Consider the following 26,889-nt stretch of genomic DNA (forward strand, 5'->3'; position numbering starts at 1 on the left):
CTGCGCCTGCGGACCTGTCCCCCGGGTGCCGGGCGGGCCGGGCAACGGCCCGCCCGGTGCACGAGGACTCCTGGGCTCACAGCTCCTTGCAGAAACACACGTCCGCATGCCCGCCCGGCATGCCCTCGACGCGGTGCGTCTCCACGTACCCGAGCCGTTCGTAGAACTGCGGGGCCTGGAAGGTGTACGAGGACAGGTACATCCGTGTGCAGCCCCGCGCCCGCGCCTCCTCCTCGGCCGCGTGCAGCAGCTTGCTGCCCCACCCTTCGTGGCGGTGCCCTGCGTCCACCCACAGCATGTCGACGAAGCCGCAGTCGCCCCACGTCGATCCGGTCAGCCCGCCGATCAGCTCCCCGTCGTCGCCCGTGACCCGAGCGAAGAACTCCTGCTCCTCGGCGCCGCTCGCCCGCGCGTTGAAGTCGTCCAGCTCCTGGCCCAGGCGCTCTTCGAGCACGTCGTCCTCTTCGCCCACATGAACGTCCATCCGTCGAACGTACTGCTCGGGGCCGCCGACGTAAGGATTTCGTCACCCGCCGGGTCGCCCACGGCGCCTGCCGTCCGGCTTCAATGGGCGTATGAGGATCTCGAACGTGCTGAGAAAACCGGTGGTCGCCGCCACGCTCGCGGTGCTGGCCGTGGTGGTGGCAGCGGGCCTGTACTGGTTCCAGCCGTGGAAGCTGGCCGTCGACGAGACCGTGCGGGACGAGCTTCCTGCGGCGGTGGCCCCTGCCGCCCCGTCCGCACCCGGTGGGGACGCGCCCGCGAAGCCGGTGACGATCTCCACCGGCACGTTCATCAGCCACGAGCACGCCACCGAGGGCAAGGTCAGGATCCTCCGGCTCCCCGACGGCAGCAGGGTCCTCCGGCTGGAGGGCCTCGACACCAGCAACGGCCCCGACCTGCGGGTCTGGCTCACCGACGCGCCCGTGAAGAAGGGCGTGGCCGGCTGGCGCGTCTTCGACGACGGCGCCCATGTCAGCCTCGGCAAGCTCAAGGGAAACAAGGGCGACCAGAACTACGCGCTGCCCGCCGACGTGGACCTGACGAAGTACTCCAGCGTCAGCATCTGGTGCGACCGCTTCGACGTCTCCTTCGGCGCGGCGGAGCTCTCGAAGGCGTCCGCGTAGCCTGAGAGCACGATGAACATCTTCACCACGTCATGGGGCGACCTCGATCTCACCCGCTGGCCCGAGGACCCCCGTGACCAGCTCCGCGCCTGGGACGCCTCCGACGAGTATCTGCTGCGCCACCTGGAGGGCCAGGACCTGGCGGGCGAGACCGTCGTCCTCGGCGACCGCTGGGGCGCCCTGGTCACGGCACTCGCCGCGCACCGCCCCGCGCAGATCACGGACTCCTGGCTGACCCAGCAGGCGACCCGCGCCAATCTCGCCCGCAACCGGGAGCACACCGGGGCAGCGGGCGTCCGGCTGCTGTCGTCCAGGGACACGCCCCCCGGCCGGATCGACGTCCTGCTCGTGCGGGTGCCCAAGAGCCTCGCCCTCCTCGAGGACCAGCTGCAGCGCCTGGCGCCGCACCTGCACAAGGACACCCTCGTCGTCGGTACGGGCATGGTGAGCGAGATCCATACCTCCACGCTGAAGCTGTTCGAGCGGATCGTCGGCCCGACCAGGACGTCCCTGGCGGCGAAGAAGGCACGGCTGATCTTCTGCACCCCCGACCCCGGGCTACTGGCCTCCGCTCCCGCGGGTGACCCCTGGCCGCGCGGCTACGACCTGCCCGACGACATCGGGGTGATGTCGGGCCGCCCCGTCACCAATCACGCCGGCATCTTCTGCGCGGAGCGCCTCGACATCGGCACCCGCTTCTTCCTCCAGCATCTGCCGCGCCCCCGCGGTCCCGTCCGGGTCGTGGATCTGGGCTGCGGAAACGGTGTCGTCGGTACGGCGGTGGCGGTCGCCGACCCGGAGGCCCACGTGGTCTTCACGGACGAGTCGTTCCAGGCCGTCGCCTCGGCCGAGGCCACGTTCAGGGCGAACACGGGCCCGGCCGCCAAGGCCGAATTCCTGGTCGGCGACGCACTGTCGGGCGTCGAGCGCGAATCCGTCGACCTCGTGCTGAACAACCCGCCGTTCCATGCCCATCGCGCCCTGACCGACAGAACCTCCTGGCGCATGTTCACCGGGGCGCGCGCGGCGCTCCGGGACGGCGGTGAGCTGTGGGTGGTCGGCAACCGCCATCTCGGCTACCACGTCAGGCTGCGCCGCCTCTTCGGCAACTGCGAGACGGTGGCGAGCAATCCCAAGTTCGTCGTCCTGCGCGCGGTGAAGCGGCGCTGACCCGCCGGCCGCCGGACCGCGAGTGACCCGATCGGCCGAACGCATCCGGCGTGTGCCCCCGTATACCTCGCTCCTTCGCTCCAAGGACTGCGGCGGTAAGGGATATTGGGGGCATGACGGAGCACAAGGGCCGTTGGGAACGGCAGAGGCTGATTCCGGCAAGCCGCAAGGAGCCGGACGAGCGGTCGGCGGAGCCCATCTACGCGTCACTCATGGCCCAGTGGTCCGCCCAGGGCAGGACCCTCCCCGGCCGCCCCGACCGCGAGTGGACCGCTCTGGTCTCCAGGTCCTGCTGGCCGCGCTGGTAAGGGCTGCCCCGTAATCCCCGGCGGGCGCACGACGACAGCTGCGGCACTCCACCGGCTGCCGCTGGGAGGCACCCCCACGCTGCGTTGTCGGAGTGCCCGAATACGCCCAGGATGAGGACACCCCTCCACCTGACGATGCTTCCCCTCGACCCTGGCGGGCCCGGGAGACCCCATGCATCCGACGCCGCGCGCTGATCCACCGGAGGTTACGGGACAGCCCTTGGCCACGGAGTTCGCCGCCCCGTGCGGGCCATTCGGGTGAAGAGGGGAAACCAAAACCCGGATGCCGAGTTGAATCCATGCGCGGACACGCTCGTCGGTGGCCTCGGAAAGGCATGGGACAACCTCTCCTCCTGTTCGGCGGAGGGGCCCAACAACACTTCGGTCCCGGCATGATTCACGGGATTGGACCAATGGGGCCCGGGGCGAATGGGTCGAATTGATTGGCTGAAGGGTTTCTTCGTCGGTAACTGCTCGTTGGTAGTGCGTCAGTGGCAATGCCACGACATTCACCCGATCCAAGGAGAAGGAATCCAAGTGAAGTACAGGAAGACTGCCACGCTTTTCGCCGGGGCCGTTCTGGCCATGGGCATGGCCGCTCCCGCCGTCGCGGACTCCGGCGCCACCGGTGCGGCGGCCAATTCCCCGGGTGTGCTCTCCGGGAACGTCATCCAGGTTCCCCTGCACGTGCCGCTGAACGCCTGCGGCAACTCCCTCGGCCTCATCGCCCTGCTGAACCCGGCAGCGGGCAACGCCTGCGTGAACGGCTGACGGAAGTCCACGTCACGCAGCCCTGAAGGGTCGTTTTCCGCCGGTCCTGGGGTGTGCCTCCGGGTACAGCCCAGGACCGGCTCTCTATCCAAGAGCGGGAAAGACAACGAGATGCGACAGGTCATCAGCAAGGGAATCCTGACGGCCGCGGCGGCCACCAGCATTCTGTCTCTGAACAGTGCTTACGCCAGCGCCGCCTCCCACGCCGACGGGGAGACCGCGGGTTCCCCCGGCGCGCTGTCGGGCAACACCGTCCAGGCCCCTGTGGACGTTCCGGTCAACGTGTGCGGAAACTCCGTGGACGCCGTAGGCGTGCTGAACCCGGCATTCGGCAGCAGCTGCGCCAACACCTCCGACTCGGGGGCGGCCGCCGACTCCGAGGCCGACGGCGACGCGGTGGGCTCCCCGGGCGTGCTCTCCGGAAACAACGTGAAGATCCCGGTGCACGCCCCGGTCAATGTGTGCGGCAACACCGTGGACGTCGTCGGTGTGCTGAACCCGGTGTCCGGCAGTGAGTGCGTGAACGGCGAGGAACTGCCGCCCGGAACGGAGGAGGTCGTCCCGCCGACGCCGTTGACCCCGGTCGGTGAGGTGGTCCCGATCGCCTCGTCCGTCGATGACACCACGCATGTGGAGGAGGTCGCTGCAGTCGCCCATTCCCCGCAGCTGGCCGAGACCGGCTTCGGCGCCGGTTCGCTGGCCGCCACGGCCGCCGCCGTGGGCCTGCTGGCAGGCGGCGGCGTGCTGTACCGGCGCGGTACGGCTGCCGCGCGGCGCTGACGCTCTGCGCCCCGCACCCCTGTGACTCCCGGCCGGGAGAGTCTCCCCTCGACTCTCCCGGCCGGTGCGTTGCCGCGTACCTCGGACGCGGGGCGTCCCGGTTCCGACGCCCGTCACAGGCCGGCCGGCTCCTTGCGACGCACGGGCCGTACGCCGACCAGATCGCGGTACACGTCCGCGACCGCGTCCGCCGTGTGCCGCACATCGTGGGTGGCGAGGACGTGCTGGTGCCCCTGGCGGCCGAGTGTGGTCCGCAGCGGCGCGTTCAGCAGCAGATCCCCGACCGCCGTGGCCAGTGCATAGGGGTCCTGAGGCGGCGTCAGGCAGAACAGCGCATGCCCGGGCGGCAGACTCTCGCGCGCCCCGTCGACATCGGTGACGACCACCGGCCGGCCGCAGGCCATGGCCTCCAGCGGTGCCAGCGCCATACCCTCCCACCGGGACGGCACGACGACCAGATCAGCGGCCCGGTACCAGGGCGCTGCATCCCGCACAGGTCCGGCGAAGCGCACGGACGCAGGGGCGGACGCACGCAGCCACTCGGCCTCGGGCCCGTCGCCGACGAGGGCGAGGTACGCGTTGGGCAGTCTGCGCAGCACCTGCTCCCAGGCCGCGAGCAGCAGATCCTGGCCCTTCTGCCGGCACAGTCGTCCCACGCACACGACCAGGGGTGCGGACTCGGGCAGATCGGCGACGAGCGGCGGCAGGACCCTCGGCCGCTCCTCGACGGGAGGCCGGAAGTGTTCGGTGTCCACACCGTTGGGGATGACGGTCCATCGGGCACGGACGCCCGCCTGCTGTCCGGTGCGCTGCTCCGCCTCGCTGACGCACACGACCCGGTCCGCCCAGCGGGCCCCGTACCGCTCCCAGCGGCGGGCCAGCCGGGCGGTGACACCGCCGGACGACTCGAACGACCAGGCGTGCGGCTGGAACACCGTGGGGATCCTGCCCCGTACGGCGAGCCGTGCGGCCAGCCCGGCCTTGGTGCTGTGGGCGTGCACGATGCGCGGTCGGACCCGTGCCACCAGCCGGGCGAGTTGACCGATCTCGGGCAGCAGCAGCGGGCCCGGCCCGTGCCCGGCCCGCCAGCGGTGGACCTCGGCACCGAGCCCGCTCACCGCGCGGGCCAGAGCACCTCCGTCGGGGCAGGCGACGGCCACCCGCAGACCGATGCGGATCTGATCGGTCACCAGATCCATGACGACCCGGGCCGCCCCGCCGTCGACGGGTTGCACGACATGGAGCACGGCCGGGGAGCGGCCGGAGGGAAGGGAATGCTGCGGCACGCGCAGATCTCCGCTCGTGAATTCATATGAGCTGGCCGCGAAAACGGGCATGGCGCACAGCAAGTAGTCGCGGCCGAATCGGCGACCCGCCGAATCGGACGGAAGGCTGACAGCCCAGTTCGTGTGTTTCCTGGGGCGGGATCAGATTCTAACGGCCTTCTTTGCCGGGCCGTGCAGGATGACATGCTGCCGATTAGTCCTTTTGGGATTCGTCCGTATCCCGGGATCGGCGCTGTCGTTGAGTTTGGTGGTCCCCATCGGTTACCCGAAAGGAAGAATGATGAAGCGAATCGCCAAGTCTGTCGTGCTGGCTGGCGCCGGAGCCGCCCTCGTCGTCGGTGGCGCGGGTGCGGCTGCTGCCGACAGCGGCGCGACCGGCGCGGCGCAGGGTTCGCCCGGCGTCCTGTCCGGCAACGCCGTCCAGGCTCCGGTCCACGTTCCGGTCGGCGTCTGCGGCAACACCGTCAGCGTGATCGGTCTGCTGAACCCGGCGTCCGGCAGCGCTTGCCAGAACGCCTGACGCAGTCGCAGTGGTCCCGGCAGTTCCCCGCTGCCGGGCCCTGACTTTCGTTTTGACCGATCGGTTTTCACCCCTGTGGCCGCACAACCTGGCGGTCGCCGCTTCCGTTGAAGCGTTGGCCGGGCAGTCGCGCACGGCCACGAAACACATGACCAAGGAGTGCTTCTCCATGTCGCGTACCGCGAAGGCTCTCGTCCTTTCCACCCTTGCTGCCGCTGCCGTTGCGGGCTCCGCCGGTATCGCCACCGCCGACAGCGGTGCGCAGGGTGCCGCGGCGGGTTCGCCGGGCGTTCTCTCGGGCAACGTCGCCCAGGTTCCGGTCCACGTTCCGGTCGGCGTCTGCGGCAACACCGTCGACGTGATCGGTGCGCTGAACCCGACGTTCGGCAACGCCTGCGTCAACGGCTGATTGTCTTTCAGCGCGTTTTCCGGGGCCGCCCTTCCCGCCACGGTGGGAAGGGCGGCCTTGTCGATGTCCGCCTCGCCCGGACGGGAAACGAGAATTTCCGGACCACGGGGTTTCCGGTCCGCGCAGGGATCGTTGTACAGGACAAAGCAGCACGGCAGACAGACGTGTATCGGCAGCATCCGCACTATGTCTGAAACGCATGTGACCGCGCGCGCGACACGCGCCGCCGAAGGAGAGATTCACCGATGAAGCCCATGAAGGCCGCCGCGATCGTCGCCGGTTCCCTGCTGGCCGTGGGTGCCGCGTCCCCGGCTCTTGCCGCGGACCTCACGCCCGGCAGCCTCGACGGCGGGCTGGGTACCGTCGCGAGGCAGTCCGCGACAGCGGCGGAGCCGCTGGCGGTCGGGACGCTGGACACCGAGCGGCAGGGTTCGCTGCTCAACAAGGTCAACGGCACCACTCATGAGCTGAACAGTGCCGGGCACGGTGCTCCGGGCGGGCTCGTCGGCGGGCTTCCTGCCGGATCCTGAGTGCACCCGCCGTGCGGCCCACTCGAACAGCCGCGAGTGGGCCGGACCCTTTCGGGGTAATCGGCGGCGGGGCTCCCCCGCCCAGGTGACACGAGCGCCCGGAGGGTTCCGCCGAGTCGCTAGGGTCCGATGGTGACCTCGACCTTCGGCACCGTACGACGAGCCTTCCGCCCCGGTCAGCTGGGCACCGTGAGCGTCATCGCGTGGTGCGGCGAACATCCCGACGAAGGCGACATGCCCTTTCTGCTGGCCTATTCCTCCGGGGACGGCGAGGGCGGTCCCGAGGGGGTGGAGGCCGCATCCCGATGGCTGCTCGAGGAAGTGGGCCTGCCGGTCGGAAGCGACTACGCGGACGCCGTGCAGGTTCCCGGCCCGCCGGTCGGACTTGTTGTCCGCGGGGACGAGGCGGTCCTGACGATGGCTCATCTGACGGTCCGGTGCACGGCGTCGCCGCAGTGGTCGGCGGCGGTGAGGGAGCGGGGCCAGGCGTACTTCCTCTTCGCCACCCGCCCGTGGACTCAGGCGGCTCCCGGGAAGGCGGTCACCGAGGAGGAGCTACGGGACTTCGTGGGGGACGAGGCGATGCTGTCCACGGCGGCCCACTGTCTGCTGCCGGTCGGCCGGTGACGGACTGACCGGCAGCGGACGCACCGACCGGTCGCGCGCATGAAAGGGCCCGGCCGACGGTTGCATGACCGCCTGCCGGGCCGTGATTACGCCTTGCGGATCACAGGTGCGGGTTCTCGCTCGCCGAGCAGGAGGCCGCGGGGTGCGCGGCCGCCCGGGTGCCCCCGGCGAGCCTGAGTGTTATTTCGGTGGTCAGGGCGGCGGTGGCCGCCGGGTGGCGAAGCGTCAGCTTCATGATCGAGCTCCTCGATACAAGAGTGCAGGGACACTCGCGACGCTAATCGGAATCTGACGATCCGTCGCGTCGAGCACGGTCGCGGTTACTGCGTGCGCGCATCGGCCCAGGTGGGGCGGAGGCCGCGGAAACGATCTTCCCGGCCCGTGCCACGGATGAGAGGAACACAGGCATGGACACACAGGTACGAACACGCATCCCGCGACACGCGTCGGCGATGGACGACACACCGTCAGATGCGGCCGGCGGAAGCCGGGGCCTCGCCTGGCTGCTGATCGTCACCGGCGCGGCCGGACTGCTCGCGTCATGGGTCATCACGATCGACAAGTTCAAGCTGCTCGAGGACCCGCACTTCACGCCCGGCTGCAGCCTCAACCCGGTCGTGTCCTGCGGCAGCATCATGAAGAGCGACCAGGCAGCGGTCTTCGGCTTCCCCAACCCGATGCTCGGCCTCGTCGCATACGCCGTCGTGACCGGCGTCGGGGCAGGGCTCCTGGCGGGCGCCCGCTACCGCCGCTGGTTCTGGCTCGCCCTCAACACCGGCGGGCTCTTCGGCGTGGCGTTCTGCAGCTGGCTCCAGTTCCAGTCGCTGTACCGCATCGGTGCGCTGTGCCTCTGGTGTTCGCTGGCCTGGGTCGCCACGATCGTCCTGTTCTGTGCCGTGACCCGCCACACCGTCGAGCACCGGATGCTGCCGGCTCCGGCGGGGCTGCGGGCGGCTCTGCGCGAATTCGGCTGGGTGCCACCGGTGCTGTGGACGGGGATCATCGGGATGCTGGTGCTCACCCGCTGGTGGGAGTTCTGGACGAGCTGAGTCCGGGTCAGCCCACGGGGATCCGGGTGAAGCGGCTCGCGATGTGCAGCTCGGCCTCGATACGAGCGGCGGTGGCACGGAGTTGGGGGAGGACGTCGGTCAGGCACGCGTCGGTGGACCGGCGGCTGCTGTGCATGGCCACGTTCAGCGCGGCGACCGTGCGACCCCCTCGGTCGCGCACGGGTACGGCCAGGGAGCGCAGGCCCTCCTCCAGCTCCTCGTCCACCAGGGCGTAGCCGTCCGTCCGCACGCGGTCGAGCAGGGAGCCGAGCACGGCCGGATCGGAGACCGTGCGCGGGGTCGGCGGACGCAGACCGGGTCCGGGCAGCCGGAGCGCGCGCTCCTGCGGGGGGAGGCCGGCGAGGAGGACACGGCCCATGGATGCGGCGTACGCCGGGAAGCGCGTGCCGATGGTGATGCTGACGCTCATGATGCGTTCCGTGGCGACTCGGGCCGTGTAGCGGATGTCGTCGCCGTCGAGGACGGCCAGCGAGACCGAGTCGTGCACCCGCCGGACCAGCCCGGCCATGTGCGGCTCGGCGATCTCGGGGAGCGTGCTCCTGGAGAGCGGGGCATGGCCGAGGGCGAGCACACGCGGAGTGAGCCGGAACCTCCCGTCGCGGCCGGCCACGTACCCGAGGTGCTCCAGGGTGATGAGCGCGCGGCGGGCGGTGGCCCTGGCGAGCCCGGTGGCCTCGGCGACAGCGGTCAGCGGCAGCTCCGCGCGGCCCTCGTCGAACGCGGTCAGCACGGTCAGCCCGCGCGCCAGCGACTCCACGAAATCCGCGCCGAGTTCCCGTTTGGAGGCCTCCGTCCAACGGGCGAGCCCCTCGGGTGCCGGGGGCGGTGAACCGGGCGGGGTCCGGCGCAGCTCCCGTTCCATCGCCTCCGCCGTTTGCCGCACCCGGGGGAGGACCGTCCTGCTCAGTGAGCGGGCGTCGTGGCGGCTGGTGTGGCTGACGACGCCCACGGTGCACACCCGCTGTCCGAGCGGGTCGTGCACGGGGAGGGCGAGGGTGATCAGACCGGGTTCGAGCAGTTGGTCCTCGAGCGCCCAGCCGTCCCTGCGGGCGAGCGCGACCCGCTCCTCGAAGGCCGCCGCAAGACCTTCGTCCGGGTGCCGGTCAGCCCGTCCGTCCGCCGGCCGGTCCACCGCGAACAGGGCTCCCGGCGCGGTGCGTTCGCGAGGCAGGAGATCGCCGACGCGGAAGGTCAGGAACATGGCCCGCCACCCGGTGGTCTGGTGGACGACGCGGATGCCGTCGCAGTCGGGCACGGCGAGCGACACCGACTCGTCGAGTTCCCGGGCGAGCCTCTCGGCGAGCGGGCCCAGCGGGCCCGGCACCCGGACCGCGGCGAGATAGGCATTGCCCAGCTCCATGAGCCGGGGCGCGAGTGCCGCCTCGTGCTCCTGGAGACGTACGTAGCCCATGGACGCGAGCGTCCCGGCGATACGGCCGACGGTGGAGCGGGCCAGCCCTGTCGTGCGGGACAGTTCGCCGAGGCCCATCCGGCCGCCCGCCTCGCCGAGCTCGCGCAGGACCGAGAGGCCGCGCATCAGCGGTGTCACGGCCTCGGTGGGGGGAGCGGCTGGCATCGGTTCTCCGGGCGTTGACATGCATGCCAGGTGCACGCAGACTCATGGCGTGCCGGGTATGAACCATAGTTCACCTGGCGAACGGAGGGAACGGAAGCGGCCATGGACGCAGTCGGGCGGTCCGCAGCCGGTGCCGTCGCCGGCCCCCGGCGTCGTGACCCGCGGCCCGGACGTGCTCCCGCCGTGGCCGCATCGCCCGTGTCACCTGCTCGTACCCTCGCGCTTCACGGCGGCGCACGGGAGAAGACCGCAGTGCCCGTGAGGGACGCGCCCATGAAGGAGCTGACATGACCGACCGCCTCCGCGATGTGTATGTCGTCGACGCCGTCCGCACGCCCATCGGCAAGTACGGCGGCGCGCTGTCCGGCATCCGGCCCGACGACCTCGCCGCGGGGGTCCTCGGCGCCCTCGTCTCCCGTAGCCCCGACCTCGACCCGGCCCGGATCGACGACGTCTTCTTCGGGGACGCCAACGGGGCGGGCGAGGACAACCGTGATGTCGCCCGCATGGCGGTGCTGCTCGCGGGCCTGCCGGTCACCGTCCCCGGCACGACGGTGAACCGGCTCTGCGGTTCCGGTATGGAGGCCGTCATCCAGGCCGCCCGCGCCATCGCCGTCGGCGACGCGTCGGTCGCCGTCGCGGGCGGTGTCGAGTCCATGAGCCGCGCGCCCTGGGTGATGCAGAAGCCCGGGCGCGGTTTCCCCGCCGGCCATCAGCAGATGTACTCGACGACCCTCGGCTGGCGGATGGTCAACCCGCGGATGCCCGAGGAATGGACCGTCGGCCTCGGCGAGGGCGCCGAGCTGCTCGCCGAGCGGTACGGCATCGGGCGCGAGGAGCAGGACGCCTTCGCCCTCGCCAGCCACCGCAACGCGGCCCGGGCCTGGGCCGAAGGGCTCTACGACGGTGAGGTCGTTCCCGTCGGGGGTGTGGAACTCACGCGGGACGAATGCATCCGCGACAGCACCTCGCCGGAGGCGCTGGCCAAACTGAAGCCCGTGTTCCGCAAGGACGGGACCGTCACCGCGGGCAACTCCTCGCCCCTCAACGACGGCGCCGCGGCGCTCCTGCTCGTGGACGAGGACGGACTGCGCGCCACCGGCCGTGAACCCCTCGCCCGTATTGGGGCATCGGCGGTCACCGGTATCGAGCCGCAGTACTTCGGAGCCGGCCCGGTCGAGGCCGTGCGCCGTGCCCTGAAGAAGGCGGGACGGGAGTTCGGCGAACTGCACACCGTCGAACTCAACGAGGCGTTCGCCGCGCAGGCACTGGCCTGTCTGCGCCAGTGGCCGGGACTCGACCCTGCCGTCCTCAATCCGCGCGGCGGCGCCATCGCCATCGGCCATCCGCTGGGCGCGTCCGGTGCCCGGCTCACCGGTGCCGTCGCCCACCAGCTCGCCGCCGCGGGCTCCGGCACGGGTCTTGCGACGCTGTGCATCGGTGTCGGCCAGGGCCTGGCGCTCGTGCTGGAGAGATGACGGGTACGGGGTCCGCTGTGCGCGCCGACCGGGCGTGCCGGCGGCCGGACCGGCACGCCGTGGTGCGACCGGCCCGGGAGCCCCGGCCGGGGGAAGGCGGCTCGGCTGCAACGGGCTGCGGGCACGGGCGGACGGCGGAACGGGGAAGCCTCACCGCGCCGCTTGCCCGGGCGACAGCGGAACCGTGTTCCGGCGCTCAGGGCCGCCAGCGGGGTGCCTGGTCGTCCGGGGTGTCCGGGCTCGCGAAGTGGAAGGGGACGGAGAGCCGGGCGGCCAGGGCTCTGCCGACCCGGTCGGCTGCGGCCGCCGGCGGGGAGAGCGGGCCGCTGTCCTCCCCACCGAGGTACCGAACGGCCGTGCCCCAGTAGAGGGTGGCCAGCCGATAGTCGTCCGCGGGGTCGTCGGTGACCGCCAGCAGGTCCACGAACCAGTCGTGGACGGTGTCGCCGTCCCAGACGGCCTCGATCGCCACGATGCGCCCCGGGGCGCCGGCAGCACGAGCGGCCAGGGACTCCTGGTCGAGAGGGCTGTCGGGGGTGCGGGCGATCCTGTCACCGTGCTCGAGGTACCGGTCGTGAACGACGAGTTGGGCGTCGTTGAGACTCAGACCGAGGGCACGGCCGGCTTCCCAGACGGTGCGGATCGCCTGCATGCGGGAGTCCTGGAGGACGTATGCGTCGGCCTGTGCGCGGATGCCGGCCGGCAGCAGCTCCCACCGGTCGGCCGTGCTGATGTCGGTCATCAGGATTCTGCCTCTTCCGCGCGGCCTTGGGGGCGGCGGACACCGCCGAGGGAAAACTGTACGCACCGCCTCACAACCACCCGCCGTCGGCCGGGGAATGAGGTCGGGGCCGGACGGGGCGGACATACGGCAGCAGGACGCTGCGGGCCGCGTCCCCCAGCCTCAAGGTGATGCGCCTCAGGGTTCCTGCGGCGTCAGATGCAGGGTGAACCAGTCCCGGGCGAGTGCCGACACCTCGTCCAGCGCACCCGGTTCCTCGAAGAGATGCGTGGCACCGGGGACGATCTCCAGGCGGTTCTCGCAGCGAAGGGCCTCCTGGGCCTGCCGGTTGAGTTCGACGACCGTCGTGTCGCGACCGCCGACGATCAGCAGTGTCGGTGCGCGTACCCCGGAGAGCCGGGAACCGGCAAGGTCGGGACGGCCGCCGCGGGAGACGACCGCGCCTACGTCCGTGCCGGCGGTCGACGCGGCCCAGAGCGCCGCCGCGGCTCCGGTGGACGCCCCGAAGTACCCGATGGGGGCGGGAGTGCGGGTGCGCATCCAGTGCGTGGCGCCCGCGAGCCTGCGGGCGAGGATCTCGATGTCGAAGACATTCGCCCGGTCGCTTGCCTCGGGCGTCGTGAGCAGGTCGAAGAGCAGGGTGCCGAGGCCGGCCCGGTTCAGGACGGCCGCGACCGCGCGGTTCCGGGGACTGTGGCGGCTGCTGCCCGACCCATGGGCGAACATCACGGCCGCCGCGGCGCCGTCCGGAAGGATCAGCTCGCCCTCCAGCCCGATGCCGCCGGCGTCGACCTCGACCTCCTCGGACTTCGGCGGGCCGGTCGGCGCCGCCCGCGCCGCCTGCTCCAGTAGCGCGACGACCTCCTCGTCGGGTGTCTGCGAGAAGTCCCGGTACCACTCCCCGACGGCCGAGAAGGCGCGCGGCGTCGACAGGCACACCACCTCGTCCGCCTCCGTCCGCAGCCAGGCCACCGCGTCCGGCGGCGCGACCGGCGCGGCCAGCACCACCCGGGCCGCCCCCTGCGCCCGCACGACCTCGCAGGCCGCAGCGGCCGTGGCCCCGGTCGCGATGCCGTCGTCCACGACGATCACCGTCCGTCCGGCGACGTCGATCCGCTCCCGGTCGGCCCGGAACCTCTTTGCCTGCCGTGCGAGTTCGACCTCCTCGGCCTGTTCCACCGATTCGACGTCCCGACGCGACACATGCCCGCGGCGCACGATGTCGTCGCTGATGACCCGCACCCCGCCCTCCCCGATCGCCCCGAAGCCCAGCTCGCGGTGGTAGGGCACGCCGAGCTTGCGCACGACGATCACATCCAGCGGTGCCCCCAGCTCCCGCGCCACCTGGAACGCCACCGGCACCCCGCCCCGGGGCAGGCCCAGGACCACGGGATCGGCCTCCCGCAGATGCCTCAGAGCTTCGGCGAGACGCTGGCCGGCGTCGACTCGATCGGTGAACAGCACGTGCCTCACCCCCAACAGGGGATCTCCTTCGAAACAACCCCATGGCGAGGCGGCTCGCAACTCGGGACGGGCAGCGGCGCCCTTGCCCGCCCTGGCAGGCGGCCCTGCCAGGACTCCGGCCGGTTCCGCCGCAGCGGGCATCGCCGGTCACGGCCGCCTCGCGGTCCCGTCGCCCGTGGCCGGCTGTCACGGATCGCCTCCGCCGGGTGTCAGTCGCAGCCCTCCCCGCGGTCCAGGCAGAGCACGTCGATCCGCTGGACCAGGTTGTTGCCGAAGCCGCCCCTGTTCCACACCGGGGTGAGGGGCTGGGAATGGCCCTCGGCGTCGGTGGCGCGGGCGCAGAGGACATGCATGCCGGGGGTGGCCGTCCAGGTCGTACGCCAGTGGCACCAGGCCCGGACACGGGTCCCGGCGCTGTCGGCCGTGTCGGTTGCGCCGAGCTCGGCGTCGTGCCAGTGCAGACCGTCGTCCGTGCTGATCTCCACCCGTACGACGGGGGCGTGTCCGGACCAGGCACGGCCTTCCAGCTCCACCGCGCCGGGGCGCACGGCACGCGCGCGCGACATGAAGTCCGGGAAGCCGGGCGGGATCATCAGGGCCCGGGGCGCGATGCGGGTGACCGGCTCGCCGGGATCGTCCGCGGACTGCCGGTAGCGGTATGCGACGGTCTGCTGGAAGCCGGTGAACGGGGCGGCGCTGAGCGTGATGTCCCGCAGCCACTTCACATGGGCCATGCCGTACCAGCCGGGCACGACCAGGCGTACCGGGAAGCCGTGCTGCGGCGGCAGGGGAGATCCGTTCATCGCGTATGCGACCAGCACCTCCGGATCGCTGCCCAGGGCCACCGCGAGGGGCAGGCTGCGCCGGTAGTCCTGCTCGACACCGCGCTCGACGCCGTGGTCGGCGCCCGTGAACACCGCCTCGACGGCATCCGGCTCCGCCCCGGCCTCGTCGAGCAGCACCCGCAACGGCACCCCGGTCCACTCCGCCGTACCCACCGCCTCGACGAGCCACGGCTGGCTGACCGGGCGCGGGCTGAGCCGGGCCCTTCCGTTCCCCGCGCACTCCATGGTGACGCGATGGGTGACCGGCTCGTACGCATGCAGCGCCGCGAGGTCGAGGGTGAGCGGCGCACGCACCCGGCCCCGTACGGTCAGGCGCCATGCGTCGGGGGCGATGCCGGGGATGTCGTAGTGGACGAGGACGTAGTGCAGCCCCGGCGGTGTCAGGGCGTAACGCAGGGCCTCCAGCGGGAGGCCGTGGTTACGGGCTGCGAGCGCCAGCTCCTGCGGGCTGATGCCCTCGCCCGAGTCGGCGAGGCGCCCGGGTGTGCTGATCCGCCCGAGGGCGGCGTCCTCCATGGCTCCATGGTGCGCCGCCCGCCGGATCGGTGCTTCCCGGGGCTCCCGGGTCTCAGCGGTGTTCCGGGTTCGGGAAGTCGAACCGGCAGCCGGCGTCCCACTCCGAGCGCTGATTGCCGTGCGCGGGGATGCCGCCTGCCTGCTTGAGCATGGCGGCGATGTGCAGCAGGTTCCAGGTCATGAAGGTGGTGTTCCGGTTGGTGAAGTCGTTCTCCGGCCCGCCCGAGCCGGGGTCGAGATAGGAGGGGCCCGGTCCCGCCTCTCCGATCCAGCCCGCGTCGGCCTGCGGCGGGATGGTGTAGCCGAGGTGCTGGAGGCTGTAGAGGACGTTCATGGCGCAGTGCTTGACGCCGTCCTCGTTCCCGGTGATCAGACAGCCGCCGACCCGCCCGTAGTAGGCGTACTGCCCGCGGTCGTTGAGCAGCGACGAGCAGGCGTAGAGCCGCTCGATGACCTGTTTCATGACGGAGCTGTTGTCACCGAGCCAGATCGGTCCTGCCAGCACCAGGATGTCGGCGTTCATCACGCGCTCGTACAGGGCGGGCCATTCGTCGGCGGCCCAGCCGTGCTCGGTCATGTCCGGCCATACGCCGGTCGCGATGTCATGATCGACCGCCCGTACGAGCTCGGTGGCGACGCCGTTGGTCTCCATGACCTCACGGCTCCTGTCGATCAGTCCCTGGGTGTTGCTGACGTCCGGCGAGCGCTTGAGCGTGCAGTTGATGAACATCGCCCTGAGGTCGTCGTAGCGAGCAGGCATGGTCACCTCGTGATCGACTGGGGATTCCGACGCTACTGGGGCCGGCCCCGCACGGCCGGGAAGCTCCCCGTCCCCCGGCCGCCGCCCCCGCCGAACGGAGTATCCGGCGCCGCCGGCGCCGCCAACCGGCGGATCCGACGGGCGGGTCGGTGACCGGCCCGCCGGGCCGCTGGGAGCATGCGCCCCATGACTCCGCGAGCAGGCACTCCTGCGAAGGAAGCAGCGTCGAGACTCGTACTCCTGACGCTGGCGACCGGGCAGTTCCTGATGGCCCTGGACAGCTCTGTCATGAACGTCTCGATTGCCACAGTGGCGAAGGACCTGGACACGACGGTGACCGGGATCCAGGGCGCCATCACGGCGTACACGCTGGTGATGGCGATGTTCATGATCCTCGGTGGCAAGGTCGGCGCCCTCGTCGGACGCAAGCGGGCGTTCATGATCGGCTGCCTTGTCTACGGCTGCGGATCCCTCACCACCGCCCTGGCCCCGAATCTGACCGTGCTCCTGATCGGCTGGTCGTTCCTCGAGGGGATCGGGGCCGCGCTGATCATGCCCGCGATCGTGGCTCTCGTCGCCAGTAATTTCGTCACGGAACGGCGTCCGGCCGCCTACGGCCTCGTCGCGGCCGCCGGGGCCGTGGCGATCGCGGTCGGCCCGCTCATCGGGGGCGTCGCCACGACATTCTTCTCCTGGCGCTGGGTGTTCGCGGGCGAGGTGGTGATGGTGCTGGGAATCCTGGTGCTCGCGCGCCGTGTCACCGACGCACCCGTGGGCGAGCGCAGAGCCGTCGATGTCGTCGGTGCCGCCCTCTCGGCCCTGGGGCTCGGGCTCTTCGTCTACGGTGTGCTCCGCTCCGACGAGTGGGGCTGGTTCCTCCCGAAGCCCGACGCGCCGTCCTGGTCCGGGCTCTCCCCGACGGTGTGGCTGATGCTGGCCGGGCTCTTTCTCGTCTGGCTCTTCCTGCGCTGGGAGGGTCGCCTCGTGGCGCATCGCAAGGAGCCACTGCTCGAGCCCGTCCTGCTGCAGAACAAGCAGCTCACCGGCGGTTTGACGATGTTCTGCTTCCAGTATCTGGTGCAGATGGGCGTGTTCTTCGTGGTGCCGCTCTATCTGTCGGTCGCGCTCGGGCTGTCGGCTCTCAGGACGGGCGTGCACCTGCTGCCGCTCTCTCTGACGCTGCTCGCGGCCGCGATCCTGATCCCGCGTTGGCTCCCTGATGTCTCGCCGCGACGTGTGGTGCGGGTCGGCGTACTGGCGCTGTTCGTGGGTGCGGTCGTCCTGCTGGTCGCGCTCGACGCGGATGCGGGGGCGGAGATCGTCACCATCCCTCTCCTGCTGATCGGCCTCGGCATGGGCGCGCTCGCATCCCAGCTCGGGTCGGTCACCGTGTCCGCGGTTCCGGACGAGCAGAGCGCGGAGGTGGGGGGCGTGCAGAATGCCGTCACCAATCTCGGTGCCTCGATCGGCACCGCTCTCGCCGGGTCGGTCATGATCGGTGCTCTGACCGCGTCGTTCGTGACCTACATCGAGCAGAGCCCGGCGATCCCGGACGAGATCAAGAGCCGTGCGGGCGTCGAGCTGGCGGCCGGTGTGCCGTTCGTGTCGGACGCCCAGCTCAATGAGGCCCTCGACAGAGCGGGCGTGAGTTCGGAGGTGACCCGGGAGGCGCTCGAGGCGAACGCCGAGGCGAGACTGGCCGGACTGCGCGCCGCACTCGGCATCCTCGCGTTCGCCGCCCTCGTCGCACTGTTCTTCACCCAGCGGATTCCGACGGCCCAGCCCCGCTCGACGCCCCGGTAGCGTCGGGCGGCCGGCCGGGACCATGGGCCGATCCGCATCCTTCCCCCACACGGACCGCAAGGCATCCAGCGATGCAGCAAGCACGACCCCACGGCAGCGCTCCGGGGTGACGGTGGTCCCCCTCTGCCGCAGGCCCCGCCCCCCGGGGGGCACCGCCGGGTTCCTCCATGCGCCGATTATGCGCCGATGCGTACCAACGCCAGCGTGATGTTGTCGGGGCCTCCTGCCTCGATCGCCGCCTTCCACAGTTCGAAGGCGGCCCTGCCGTCGTCGTGCACGCGGAGCAGGCCCTCCAGCTCCTCGTCGGGCACCGGGTCGGTCAGACCGTCGGTGCAGACGAGATAGCGGTCACCGGCGGACACGGCGGACGACGTCACATGCGCCGTGACGGGGCTGAACGCGAGACCGCCGCCCAGTGTCTGCGTGACGGCCGACGTGGTGCGCCTGCCCGGTGCCGGCGGGGGACTGTCGTCCACACTCACCTGGCGAAATCCGTTCTCGGCGACGTCGTAGACCTTGCTGTCGCCGACGTTGAAGGTCAGCAGCGAATCCGCCAGCACCACGGTGCCGGCGACCGTGGTTCCCATTGTGGCCAGTGCCGGTTCGCCGTCCGCCGCCGCATACACCGAGTGGTTGCACAGGTCCAGGGCGTCACGGACGGAATTCTCGTCGTCCAGTGACGGGCCGAGCGAGGCGAGATGGCGCACCACCAGTGCACTGGCCACCTCTCCGGCCGGCTGCCCGCCGAGCCCGTCCGCGACCGCGACGACGAGTGGGGTGCCGAGAGGGAACAGCAGGGTCTGGGGGTTCTCGGTCACGGTGCCGCACAGTGTCCACGGGCCGACGACGAGGCTGTCCTCGTTGTGATCACGGATCAGCCCGACATCGCTCAGCGCGGTCACGGCTATGTACGGCACGGGAATCCCCGCCCTTCCGTAACGGCAGGCGTGTCCCCCGCAACCATTCTGCGCGCCGGGGCGATCGCGTACAACGCGGTCGGGGCCTCTGGGACCGGGCCGCCGGCGCATCGGCCGTCCGTCATCCGTGTTCAAGGACTGAACGAACAACTGTCCTGTTGTGCCGAGGAGTTGGGTACTCAAGGGGTTTGGTGTGAAGTCTTGACGCCATAGGGACACGCCAGTTGACTCACGCCCCGTGAAGTAAATCCATGAAGCAAGGCAAGGCGTCGTTCCCGGAGGTGGCCTCATGAACCAGGCAAGACCCCGGTTCGCAAGAACCGCCATGCTCGTGTCCGCATGCGTCCTCGCCGGACTGCTCCCCCTCGCCCCGGCCGCCACGGCCGCGCCGGACGATCCACCCGCGGTCCCGGTCGACCGCTTCGAAGGGGAGATCCCCTTCGCCGGCCCGCCCGCCGAAGGCATCTTCACCTGGGGCAGCGACGCCGACGACCAGCCCCGGCTGAGCCTCGAGGAGCGCTCCGACGCACCCGAGGGCGCCAAAGTCCTCAAGGGCTCCTACGACATCAGCGGTTGGGGCGGCTTCACCCATGACTTCGCCTTCGACAGGCCCGCTCACGACTGGACCGCCCACCAGGGCATCCGTTTCTGGTGGTACGGCCGGAACACCGCTCCCCTGCCGCCCGGTTCGGGCGAGCGCATCCACTTCGAGCTCAAGGACGGCGGTGCCAACGGCGAGGCGTCCGAGCTCTGGACCACCTCCTTCACCGACGACTGGCAGGGCTGGCACCTCGTCGAGATCCCCTTCTCCCGCTTCGAGTACCGCACCGACTACCAGCCCGTCGGGGGCATCGACCAGATCCTCGGCCTGAACGAGATCTGGGGCTACGCCCTCACGCTTCCGGTCGGCAGGAAAGGCGAGTTCGCCCTCGACGGTGTGGAGCTCTACGGCAGGGCCGACCCACAGCTCACCGCCAGGGTCCTCACCGACGCCGCCGTCCACCCGGTGCAGGAGGGCGGCTCGGCCGAGGTGCGGGTCACCGTCGCCACCACCGGCTCCGCCCCTGTCGCCGAGCCGGTGACGGTCGCCTACGCCACCGAAGGCGGCACGGCGACCGCGGGCAAGGACTACCGGCCCGTGACCGGTACGGTCACCTTCCCCGCGGGCACTGCGTCGGGCACGTCCCGTACCGTCTCCGTGCCCACTCTGAAGGACGGTTCGGCCGAGTCCGCCGAGACCGTACCTCTGAAGCTCACCGTGACCGGGGCGAAGTCCCCCGCCGAGGACCCGCAGGTCGTGATCGACGCCCATGGACTGCCGTATCTCGACGCCCGGCTTCCCGTGCGGCAGCGGGTCGCCGATCTGCTGTCGCGGATGACCCTGGCCGAGAAGGCCGGCCAGATGACGCAGGCGGAGCGCAATGCCCTCGAGGCGCAGGGTGACATCGCGGCGTACGGACTCGGCTCGCTGCTCTCCGGCGGCGGCTCGGTGCCGAACCCCAACTCCCCCGCGGCCTGGGCCAAGATGGTGGACGCCTATCAGCTGCGCGCACAGGCCACGCGCCTCCAGATCCCGCTGATCTACGGCGTCGACGCCGTCCACGGCCACAACAACGTCGTCGGGTCCACGATCATGCCCCACAACATCGGCATCGGCGCGGGCCGTGACCCCGTCCTCGCCGAGCGGACCGGTGCCGTCACGGCCGCCGAAGTGCGTGCCACCGGTGTCCCCTGGGACTTCGCGCCCTGTCTGTGCGTGACGCGCGACGAGCGCTGGGGCCGTTCGTACGAGGCGTTCGGCGAGGACCCCGCGCTGGTCACCGCCATGGAGACGGTCATCCGCGGGATGCAGGGCGCGGCGAACGGCAGCGACCTCGACCGCCCGGACAAGGTGCTTGCCACCGCCAAGCACTACGCCGGTGACGGCGGCACCGCGTTCGGCTCCTCCACGACCGGCTCGTACACGATCGACCAGGGCGTCACCAAGGTCACCCGTGAGGAGCTGGAGGCCGTCCACATCGCCCCGTTCGCCGATGCGGTGCGGCGCGGGGTGGGCACGGTCATGCCCTCCTACTCGTCCGTGGACATCGTCGGCGACGACGCGGGTCCGGTGAAGATGCACGCCAACGCCGAGCTGATCAACGGTGTTCTGAAGGGCCGCATGGGCTTCAAGGGCTTCGTCATCAGCGACTGGCAGGCCATCGACCAGATCCCCGGCGACTACGCGAGCGATGTGCGCACCTCGGTCAACGCAGGGCTCGACATGATCATGGTGCCGACCGCGTACCAGGACTTCCGGCGCACCCTCGTCGACGAGGTCGAGGCGGGGCGCGTGCCGCGGTCCCGCGTGGACGACGCCGTCGCGCGCATCCTGGAGCAGAAGTTCCGCCTGGGTCTCTTCGAGAAGCCGTACGCCGACACCTCCGGCCTGGCGAAGGTAGGTTCGGCCGGGCACCGGGCGGTGGCCAGACAGGCGGTGGCCAAGTCCCAGGTGCTGCTGAAGAACGAGGGCGGGGTGCTGCCGCTGAAGTCCTCGCAGAAGGTGTACGTGGCCGGGTCCAACGCCGACGACCTGGGCAACCAGGCGGGCGGCTGGACGATCAGCTGGCAGGGCTCGTCGGGAAGGATCACCGAGGGCACGACGATCCTGGAGGCGATGAGGAAGTCGGCGGCTCCCGGTTCCGTCACCTGGTCCAAGGACGCCTCCGCGCCGCTGGGGGGCCATGACGTGGGTGTCGTCGTGGTCGGCGAGACCCCGTACGCCGAGGGCGTCGGCGATGTGGGCAACGGTCACGACCTCGAGCTCTCGGCCGCGGACAAGGCCGCAGTCGACCGGGTGTGCGGCGCCATGAAGTGCGCCGTCCTCGTCGTCTCGGGCCGCCCGCAGCTGATCGGCGACCGCCTCGGGGACATCGACGCGCTCGTGGCCTCCTGGCTGCCGGGCACGGAGGGCGACGGGGTGGCGGACGTGCTGTACGGCAGGCGCCCGTTCACCGGCCAACTCCCCGTCACCTGGCCGAAGTCACAGGCGCAGCTGCCGATCAACGTCGGTGACGCGGTGTACGACCCGCAGTACCCGTACGGCTGGGGTCTGACGACGCTCAGCTCCGTCCCGGCGGGGGGTGAACGCACTCTCAGGGCCCTGGCGGCCGCCGCGGAGGCGGTCGAGAAGGCGGGCGGCGCCCGCTCCGAGGCGGGGCGTGCCCTCGCCGGCAAGGCCCGCGCGATCGTGCAGAAGCGTATCGGCCAGTCCGTGAACCCGGCGGCGGCGGGGCCTTTCGCCGAAGCCGATCATCTGTTGCTGACCGGGGATCTGACGGGCGCGGTGGCGGCACTGGTCACGGCCTACCGGGCGGCCACGGGCTGAGCCCGGCGGCTGCCGGCCACGGCTTTCATGCGTGGCACAGGGACGCAGGTCCGGGTCCGTTCGGGCCCGGACCTCCGTCCCGGCCCGGGTCTGTGTCGGTGCGGGTCGGCTCCGTCGCGGGTCTGTGTCCGCGCCGTCGGCTCCGCGTCCTGGGTCTGTGTCCGCGCCGGTCCGCTCCCGTCCCAGGGCTGCGTCAGGACGTCACCGTCACCCCGGGCTGCCGCGCAGCGCGAGTACGACCGCGGCCCCGATGCCGCCCGCGACCAGGGCGAAACCCACGGATCCCCATCCGCCGTTGCGCCAGGGGAAGAGCCGGTCGACCGCGAGACTTCCGGGGCCCACGGCGGCCACCGTGAGCGCGGCCACGGCGAGGGTCATGGGGTAGGCCAATCCAGTGGCCGCCCACAGGTCCAGCTTCTCGGCGACGGCCATGGCGTTGATCATCACCCCGACGATCGCCGCGGCGGCGAGCGGGGTGAGCAGTCCGAGTACGAGCCCGAGGCCGCCGAGGAACTCGGAGGTTCCCGCCAGACCGGCGTACACGGCACCGGGCCGGTAGCCGAGGTCCGTGAATCCCTTCCCCGTCGCGTCCAGTCCCGGGCCGCCGAGTGCGCCGAACAGCTTCTGGGCGCCGTGCCCGGCCAGGATCACGCCCGCGGCCAGTCGCAGCAGCAGCAGCCCGACGTCGGCGGCACCGACCGTCAGCGGCGCCGGTGCCCCGCCGTGGGCGGGGGAGTGCCGGGCGCTCTCGGTGGACGTGTTCATCGTGGAATCACCTCCCTGCGCCGATACTCGGCCGGGGCCGCCGGGGTACGGGGTGCCGGTCGTCGGCGCGGCCGGGTGGAACGGTTGTCGAGGCGCCCGCGCCGCTGCGTAACGGGATATCGGCGGCCCTGCCCGGTGTCCGCCGGAGGGCCTCCCGGGTCCCCGGTGCCCGGGTGTGCGATGGCCGGGGCGGGACGGGGCCGCTGTGCAAGGGGGACGGTGCTGCCGCGCAGGCTCTTCCGCCGCAGGCTCTTCCGCCTCGTGGAGGGGCCGTGGACGAGGCACCCCTCACCGTCGATACTCCTCCTCGCCGACGGGGACCGTCCAGGGAGCGATGCTGGAAGGCAGTGCGGCAACGGCCGAGTTCATGACGTGCACATGAATACACCGTGCGCAGGACGCCGGGACGTCACCTCCCGCTTCCACCCTCACCGGGTAGTCGCCATGTCCCCGACATCGAGGAGTGCAACGTGAGCAGGTCCCGTACCACCCGGCCGACCACCGTCGTCCTGGGTACGCTCCTTGCGGCGCTCACCGCAGCCGTGCCCGCCGAGGCCCGTACCCCTGGCTCCGCCTCGCTGCCCGCCGTCACGCCGCGCGCCGAGGCGCCCACCCTGTACGACGACGAGGCGGGCGGCAACGCCAACGCCGACGACCCGGCGATCTGGCGCAACACCGCCGACCCGGACCGCAGCCTGGTGATCGCGACGGCCAAGGAGGGCGGACTGCGGGTCTACGACCTCGACGCACGACCGGTCCAGTCCATCTCGGCGCCTCCCGCGCAGCGCCCGGACGATGCCCCCGGCCGGTTCAACAACGTGGACCTGGTCCAGGGGCTGCGGCTGCGGGACGGCCGCGCCGATCTCGCCGTCACCACCGACCGGGGACACGACCGGCTGCGGTTCTACCGCATCGACCGCACTCGTCCCGGCGGCCCGCTGACCGATGTCACCGACCCCGCGGCTCCGCCCGTCTTCTCCGAGGACCAGGACGAGATCAACAAGCAGAGGACCGCATACGGCCTGGCCACCTGGACCGACAGGGCCAGCGGACGTTCCTACGCCGTGGTCAGCCGGCGCAACCGGACCGCCGTCGCCCTGCTGGAACTCCGCCCCACGGCCGACGGCACCGTCACCTACCGCACGGTCCGCACACTGGACCTGCCGTCCTCCTTCCGGCTCCCGGGCGGGACCTCCTGGACGCCGTGTGCCGAGCCGGACGAACTCCCCCAGGTCGAGGGCATGGTCGTCGACCCGGCCAACGGCATGCTCTACGCGGGCCAGGAGGACGTCGGCGTCTGGCGGATCCGGGCCGACCTCACCGGGACGCCGAAGCTCATGGACAAGGTCCGCGAATTCGGCGTCCCGGGCGTGTACGACGAGGAGACCGAGGAGTGCACCCCGGGCGCCGACCCGGGCCACGGCGGCTCGCACCTCGCCGCCGACGTCGAGGGTCTGACACTGCTGACCGAGCCCGATGGTGACGGGTATGTGCTGGCCTCCAGTCAGGGCGACAACACCTTCGCCCTGTACGACAGGGAATTGGAGGACGCCAACGAGTACGAGGGCGGCTTCCGCGTCGCCGCCGCGTCGGCCGCCCTGGACGGCTCGGAGGAGTGCGACGGCGCCGCCGTCCTGAACGCCCCGCTCGGCCGGAAGTACCCGCACGGGCTGCTCGTGGTCCAGGACGGCCATGACACGCCGGCCGACGGTGACCGCGAGGCCACCGGCTTCAAGTTCGTGGACCTCGGCGACGTGATGAAGCGCATCGACGACTGAGCGGGCTCCCTCCGTTCAGGCCGCGGCCTCCCTCCGTGGCGCGCCGTCGACCGCGGTTGCGAAGCGCCGGACGCCCGGTGGGCCGGCGGTCGGGGTGAAGGCGGCGGACGACCCCGCGTCGCGGTCGGAGGGAGTGAGGACGGGACATCGGAGGACGAGCCGACGTCCTCGCGCTCGCAGACGGGGGCATCGCGCCGAGGGCGGAGCGTTCGGCTGCGCATGGACGGGCGATGAGTTCCGCTGGGAGGGAGAGTCTCCACCTTCAGGTCGTGCAACCGTCGAAAGGAGCGTGAGCCCGGCCATGTCCGACAACGAGAAGCAGATCCGAACCCTGATCGAGGAATGGGCGGCAGCGGTGCACCGGGGTGACCTGAGCGGTGTGCTGGCGGACCATTCCGACGACATCGTGATGTTCGACGTCCCACCCCCGTTCGAGGGCGCACGGGGCATCGACGCCTATCGGGAGACCTGGCCGCCGTTCTTCGAATGGCAGCGGCAAGGAGCCTCGTTCGAGATCGTGTCGCTCGACATCACCGCCGGTGACGACGTCGCCTTCGCCCACGCCCTGCTGCGCTGCGGGACGCCGCGGGAGCTCGCCGAGCAGCCGCGGCTCCGCCTGAGACTCACTCTCGGACTGCGCAGGGAGCAGGGCCGGTGGGTCGTCGCGCACGAGCACCATTCGTTCCCCGACACCTCGGTCGACGCGGCGGCCACGCCCGATCCCGGCACGGAGCGGCACGCGGACGCCTGATGCCGTGACCGGCCCCGGAACGAAGGCCCGGAGCGACGGACGCTCTCCACGATGGGTGAGCAGCGTCGCTCCGGGTTCGTGATCTTCCGGGACCTGAGCCCTTCGGGCTGTCCGGGCTGTCCGGCTGCCCGGGCGGTCCGGCTGTTCCGGTGTCAGGTCGTTCCGGTGCCGGTTCGTTCCGCACCGTCTCCGGTCGTCAGGCGTTCTCGGCCGTCGGGCTCGGCAACCGGGAACGGTCCGCCTTCCGGTCTACGGGTGCAGGATGACCTTGGTGTAGCCCTCGATGCGCTTGTCGAACTTGTCGTACGCCGACGGTGCCTGGTCCAGGGGCAGTTCGTGCGACACGACGAAGCTGGGCTTGGCCCTGCCCTCGATGATCATGTCGCGCAGGTAGCGGTTGTACCGCTTCACGTTGCACTGCCCCGTCCCCAGCCGCAGGCCCTTCTCGAAGAGCTTGCCGATCGAGACGAGAAGCATTCCGTGCTTGGCCTCCTCGTCGGGGCCTCCCGGGTCGGCCGGCACGTAGAGGCCAGGTATTCCGAGTGCCCCGGTGGGCCGGACCGTGCCGACGAGCGAGTTCAGGACCGTTGCGGGCTCCTCGCGTTCCGTGCCGTGCGCCATCGCCTGGTAGCCGACCGCATCCACACCCTTGTCCGTGCCGACGCCCTCGGTCATCCCCTTGATCTGCTCCACCGGGTCGCCCTCGGCGAAGTTGATCGGGACAGCGCCTATCTCCTCTGCCTTCTGCAGTCGTTCGGGAACGCGGTCCACCACGAACACCTTCTTGGCACCGCGCAGCAGTGCCGAGTAGGCGGCCATGAGCCCGACCGGCCCGCCGCCGTACACCGCGACGCTCTCGCCCGGGCGCACCTGGGCGAGTTCACAGCCGTGGTAGCCGGTGGGGAAGATGTCCGCGAGGAGCATGAAGTCGGTCTCGTGCTCGTTCCCGGGCGGCAGCTTCAGGCAGTTGAAGTCGGCGTAGGGAACGCGGAGATATTCCGCCTGGCCGCCGGGCCACGGGCCCATGGCGACGTAGCCGTAAGCGCCTCCGGCAAAGCCGGGATTGACGGTCTGACAGAAACCGGTGAACCCCTCGACGCAATTCGTGCAGAATCCGCAGGCGACATTGAAGGGCATGACCACGCGGTCGCCCTTCTTGAGCGAAGTGACGCCCTGGCCCATTTCCTCGATGATTCCCATGTTCTCGTGGCCGAACACGATCCCGGGCTCGGCCGCTGTGCGGCCCTCGTACATGTGCAGGTCAGAGCCGCATATAGCGGTGGACGTGACCCGTACGACCACATCGTTCGGATGCTGGATCTTCGGCATTTCAACATCTTCGACCGCCACCGTGAACGGTCCCTTGTACACAACGGCTTTCATGGCTGCCGACCTCCACTCCGCGATGCACGTGATTGCCCGCCCCTGTCCGCTCTTTCTGCGTGACCCATCTCTCATGATTCTCCCGCCTGCGCGATCGGACAAGCCGGTAATCTCTGGATGAATACCTTCCTGGTACCGCACCCGAG

The 26,889-nt window shown here is 71.0% G+C and carries 26 protein-coding genes; 15 read left to right on the forward strand and 11 right to left on the reverse strand.

Annotated features, from left to right (window positions below; translation table 11 throughout):
• Positions 1–76 precede the first annotated feature (76 nt).
• Positions 77–484 carry a GNAT family N-acetyltransferase gene (locus tag AC068D_RS09840; protein WP_478822439.1) on the reverse strand — a complete coding sequence of 136 codons (408 nt, stop codon included), beginning with the start codon at positions 482–484 and terminating at the stop codon, positions 77–79.
• Between the two features lie 91 nt (positions 485–575).
• On the opposite strand from AC068D_RS09840, the gene AC068D_RS09845 reads away from it, so the two are divergent.
• From AC068D_RS09845 to AC068D_RS09865, 5 genes are all read left to right on the forward strand, one after another.
• Entirely contained in the window at positions 576–1,127 is a 552-nt protein-coding gene (locus tag AC068D_RS09845; RefSeq protein ID WP_478822440.1) for a DM13 domain-containing protein, read from the forward strand.
• 12 nt (positions 1,128–1,139) lie between these two features.
• Positions 1,140–2,297, forward strand: coding sequence for a methyltransferase (locus AC068D_RS09850; protein WP_478822441.1), 1,158 nt, complete (start codon positions 1,140–1,142; stop codon positions 2,295–2,297).
• Between the two features lie 113 nt (positions 2,298–2,410).
• Positions 2,411–2,605: a hypothetical protein gene (locus tag AC068D_RS09855; protein WP_478822442.1), complete on the forward strand. Its 195-nt coding sequence runs from the start codon at positions 2,411–2,413 to the stop codon at positions 2,603–2,605.
• Between the two features lie 537 nt (positions 2,606–3,142).
• Positions 3,143–3,376, forward strand: coding sequence for a chaplin (locus AC068D_RS09860; protein ID WP_478822443.1), 234 nt, complete (start codon positions 3,143–3,145; stop codon positions 3,374–3,376).
• Positions 3,377–3,487: 111 nt separating this feature from the next.
• Complete coding sequence (locus AC068D_RS09865; protein WP_478822444.1) at positions 3,488–4,156, forward strand: chaplin; 669 nt, start codon at positions 3,488–3,490, stop codon at positions 4,154–4,156.
• 113 nt (positions 4,157–4,269) lie between these two features.
• Here AC068D_RS09865 and AC068D_RS09870 read toward each other — a convergent pair whose 3' ends face one another.
• The gene (locus AC068D_RS09870) at positions 4,270–5,493 is read right to left on the reverse strand and encodes a glycosyltransferase (protein WP_478822445.1); all 1,224 of its coding nucleotides are present in this window, start codon (positions 5,491–5,493) and stop codon (positions 4,270–4,272) included.
• Positions 5,494–5,722: 229 nt separating this feature from the next.
• On the opposite strand from AC068D_RS09870, the gene AC068D_RS09875 reads away from it, so the two are divergent.
• The 4 genes from AC068D_RS09875 to AC068D_RS09890 all read left to right on the forward strand — a co-directional run bounded on the left by AC068D_RS09875 (position 5,723) and on the right by AC068D_RS09890 (position 7,528).
• On the forward strand, positions 5,723–5,962 hold the full coding sequence (locus tag AC068D_RS09875; RefSeq protein WP_478822446.1) for a chaplin: 240 nt from the start codon (positions 5,723–5,725) through the stop codon (positions 5,960–5,962).
• 169 nt (positions 5,963–6,131) lie between these two features.
• Complete coding sequence (locus AC068D_RS09880; protein ID WP_478822447.1) at positions 6,132–6,371, forward strand: chaplin; 240 nt, start codon at positions 6,132–6,134, stop codon at positions 6,369–6,371.
• A gap of 245 nt (positions 6,372–6,616) precedes the next feature.
• Positions 6,617–6,901, forward strand: coding sequence for a hypothetical protein (locus AC068D_RS09885; RefSeq protein ID WP_478822448.1), 285 nt, complete (start codon positions 6,617–6,619; stop codon positions 6,899–6,901).
• Between the two features lie 129 nt (positions 6,902–7,030).
• A complete protein-coding gene (locus AC068D_RS09890) occupies positions 7,031–7,528 on the forward strand; it encodes a DUF5949 family protein (protein ID WP_478822449.1) in 498 nt (165 codons plus the stop codon).
• Between the two features lie 100 nt (positions 7,529–7,628).
• On the opposite strand, the gene AC068D_RS09895 is transcribed toward AC068D_RS09890, so the two are convergent.
• Positions 7,629–7,763: a hypothetical protein gene (locus AC068D_RS09895; RefSeq protein WP_478822450.1), complete on the reverse strand. Its 135-nt coding sequence runs from the start codon at positions 7,761–7,763 to the stop codon at positions 7,629–7,631.
• A 217-nt stretch (positions 7,764–7,980) separates the two neighbouring features.
• Here AC068D_RS09895 and AC068D_RS09900 point away from each other — a divergent pair, with 217 nt between their 5' ends.
• Positions 7,981–8,577, forward strand: coding sequence for a vitamin K epoxide reductase family protein (locus tag AC068D_RS09900; protein WP_478822619.1), 597 nt, complete (start codon positions 7,981–7,983; stop codon positions 8,575–8,577).
• A 7-nt stretch (positions 8,578–8,584) separates the two neighbouring features.
• Here AC068D_RS09900 and AC068D_RS09905 read toward each other — a convergent pair whose 3' ends face one another.
• Complete coding sequence (locus AC068D_RS09905; protein ID WP_478822451.1) at positions 8,585–10,174, reverse strand: IclR family transcriptional regulator domain-containing protein; 1,590 nt, start codon at positions 10,172–10,174, stop codon at positions 8,585–8,587.
• Between the two features lie 287 nt (positions 10,175–10,461).
• Here AC068D_RS09905 and AC068D_RS09910 point away from each other — a divergent pair, with 287 nt between their 5' ends.
• Complete coding sequence (locus tag AC068D_RS09910; protein WP_478822452.1) at positions 10,462–11,652, forward strand: thiolase family protein; 1,191 nt, start codon at positions 10,462–10,464, stop codon at positions 11,650–11,652.
• 196 nt (positions 11,653–11,848) lie between these two features.
• Here the strand turns inward: AC068D_RS09910 and AC068D_RS09915 are convergent, their stop codons facing one another.
• The 4 genes from AC068D_RS09915 to AC068D_RS09930 all read right to left on the reverse strand — a co-directional run bounded on the left by AC068D_RS09915 (position 11,849) and on the right by AC068D_RS09930 (position 15,979).
• On the reverse strand, positions 11,849–12,394 hold the full coding sequence (locus AC068D_RS09915; protein WP_478822453.1) for a hypothetical protein: 546 nt from the start codon (positions 12,392–12,394) through the stop codon (positions 11,849–11,851).
• Positions 12,395–12,571: 177 nt separating this feature from the next.
• Entirely contained in the window at positions 12,572–13,858 is a 1,287-nt protein-coding gene (locus AC068D_RS09920) for a phosphoribosyltransferase family protein (RefSeq protein ID WP_478822620.1), read from the reverse strand.
• Between the two features lie 209 nt (positions 13,859–14,067).
• Positions 14,068–15,219: a sulfite oxidase gene (locus tag AC068D_RS09925; RefSeq protein WP_478822454.1), complete on the reverse strand. Its 1,152-nt coding sequence runs from the start codon at positions 15,217–15,219 to the stop codon at positions 14,068–14,070.
• A gap of 52 nt (positions 15,220–15,271) precedes the next feature.
• Positions 15,272–15,979, reverse strand: a complete 708-nt coding sequence (locus tag AC068D_RS09930) for a flavodoxin family protein (RefSeq protein ID WP_478822455.1) — start codon at positions 15,977–15,979, stop codon at positions 15,272–15,274.
• A gap of 186 nt (positions 15,980–16,165) precedes the next feature.
• On the opposite strand from AC068D_RS09930, the gene AC068D_RS09935 reads away from it, so the two are divergent.
• Positions 16,166–17,782, forward strand: a complete 1,617-nt coding sequence (locus AC068D_RS09935) for an MFS transporter (RefSeq protein ID WP_478822456.1) — start codon at positions 16,166–16,168, stop codon at positions 17,780–17,782.
• A gap of 176 nt (positions 17,783–17,958) precedes the next feature.
• Here the strand turns inward: AC068D_RS09935 and AC068D_RS09940 are convergent, their stop codons facing one another.
• Positions 17,959–18,699: a PP2C family protein-serine/threonine phosphatase gene (locus AC068D_RS09940; protein WP_478822457.1), complete on the reverse strand. Its 741-nt coding sequence runs from the start codon at positions 18,697–18,699 to the stop codon at positions 17,959–17,961.
• 289 nt (positions 18,700–18,988) lie between these two features.
• Here AC068D_RS09940 and AC068D_RS09945 point away from each other — a divergent pair, with 289 nt between their 5' ends.
• Positions 18,989–22,066: a glycoside hydrolase family 3 protein gene (locus AC068D_RS09945; RefSeq protein ID WP_478822458.1), complete on the forward strand. Its 3,078-nt coding sequence runs from the start codon at positions 18,989–18,991 to the stop codon at positions 22,064–22,066.
• 207 nt (positions 22,067–22,273) lie between these two features.
• Here AC068D_RS09945 and AC068D_RS09950 read toward each other — a convergent pair whose 3' ends face one another.
• Positions 22,274–22,831: a DoxX family protein gene (locus AC068D_RS09950; protein ID WP_478822459.1), complete on the reverse strand. Its 558-nt coding sequence runs from the start codon at positions 22,829–22,831 to the stop codon at positions 22,274–22,276.
• 470 nt (positions 22,832–23,301) lie between these two features.
• Here AC068D_RS09950 and AC068D_RS09955 point away from each other — a divergent pair, with 470 nt between their 5' ends.
• Entirely contained in the window at positions 23,302–24,609 is a 1,308-nt protein-coding gene (locus tag AC068D_RS09955) for a phytase (RefSeq protein WP_478822460.1), read from the forward strand.
• Between the two features lie 301 nt (positions 24,610–24,910).
• Positions 24,911–25,360, forward strand: a complete 450-nt coding sequence (locus AC068D_RS09960) for a YybH family protein (protein WP_478822461.1) — start codon at positions 24,911–24,913, stop codon at positions 25,358–25,360.
• A gap of 249 nt (positions 25,361–25,609) precedes the next feature.
• Here AC068D_RS09960 and AC068D_RS09965 read toward each other — a convergent pair whose 3' ends face one another.
• The gene (locus AC068D_RS09965; protein WP_478822462.1) at positions 25,610–26,743 is read right to left on the reverse strand and encodes a glutathione-independent formaldehyde dehydrogenase; all 1,134 of its coding nucleotides are present in this window, start codon (positions 26,741–26,743) and stop codon (positions 25,610–25,612) included.
• Positions 26,744–26,889 lie beyond the last annotated feature (146 nt).

This window comes from Streptomyces sp. NPDC043861 (genome assembly GCF_056435905.1).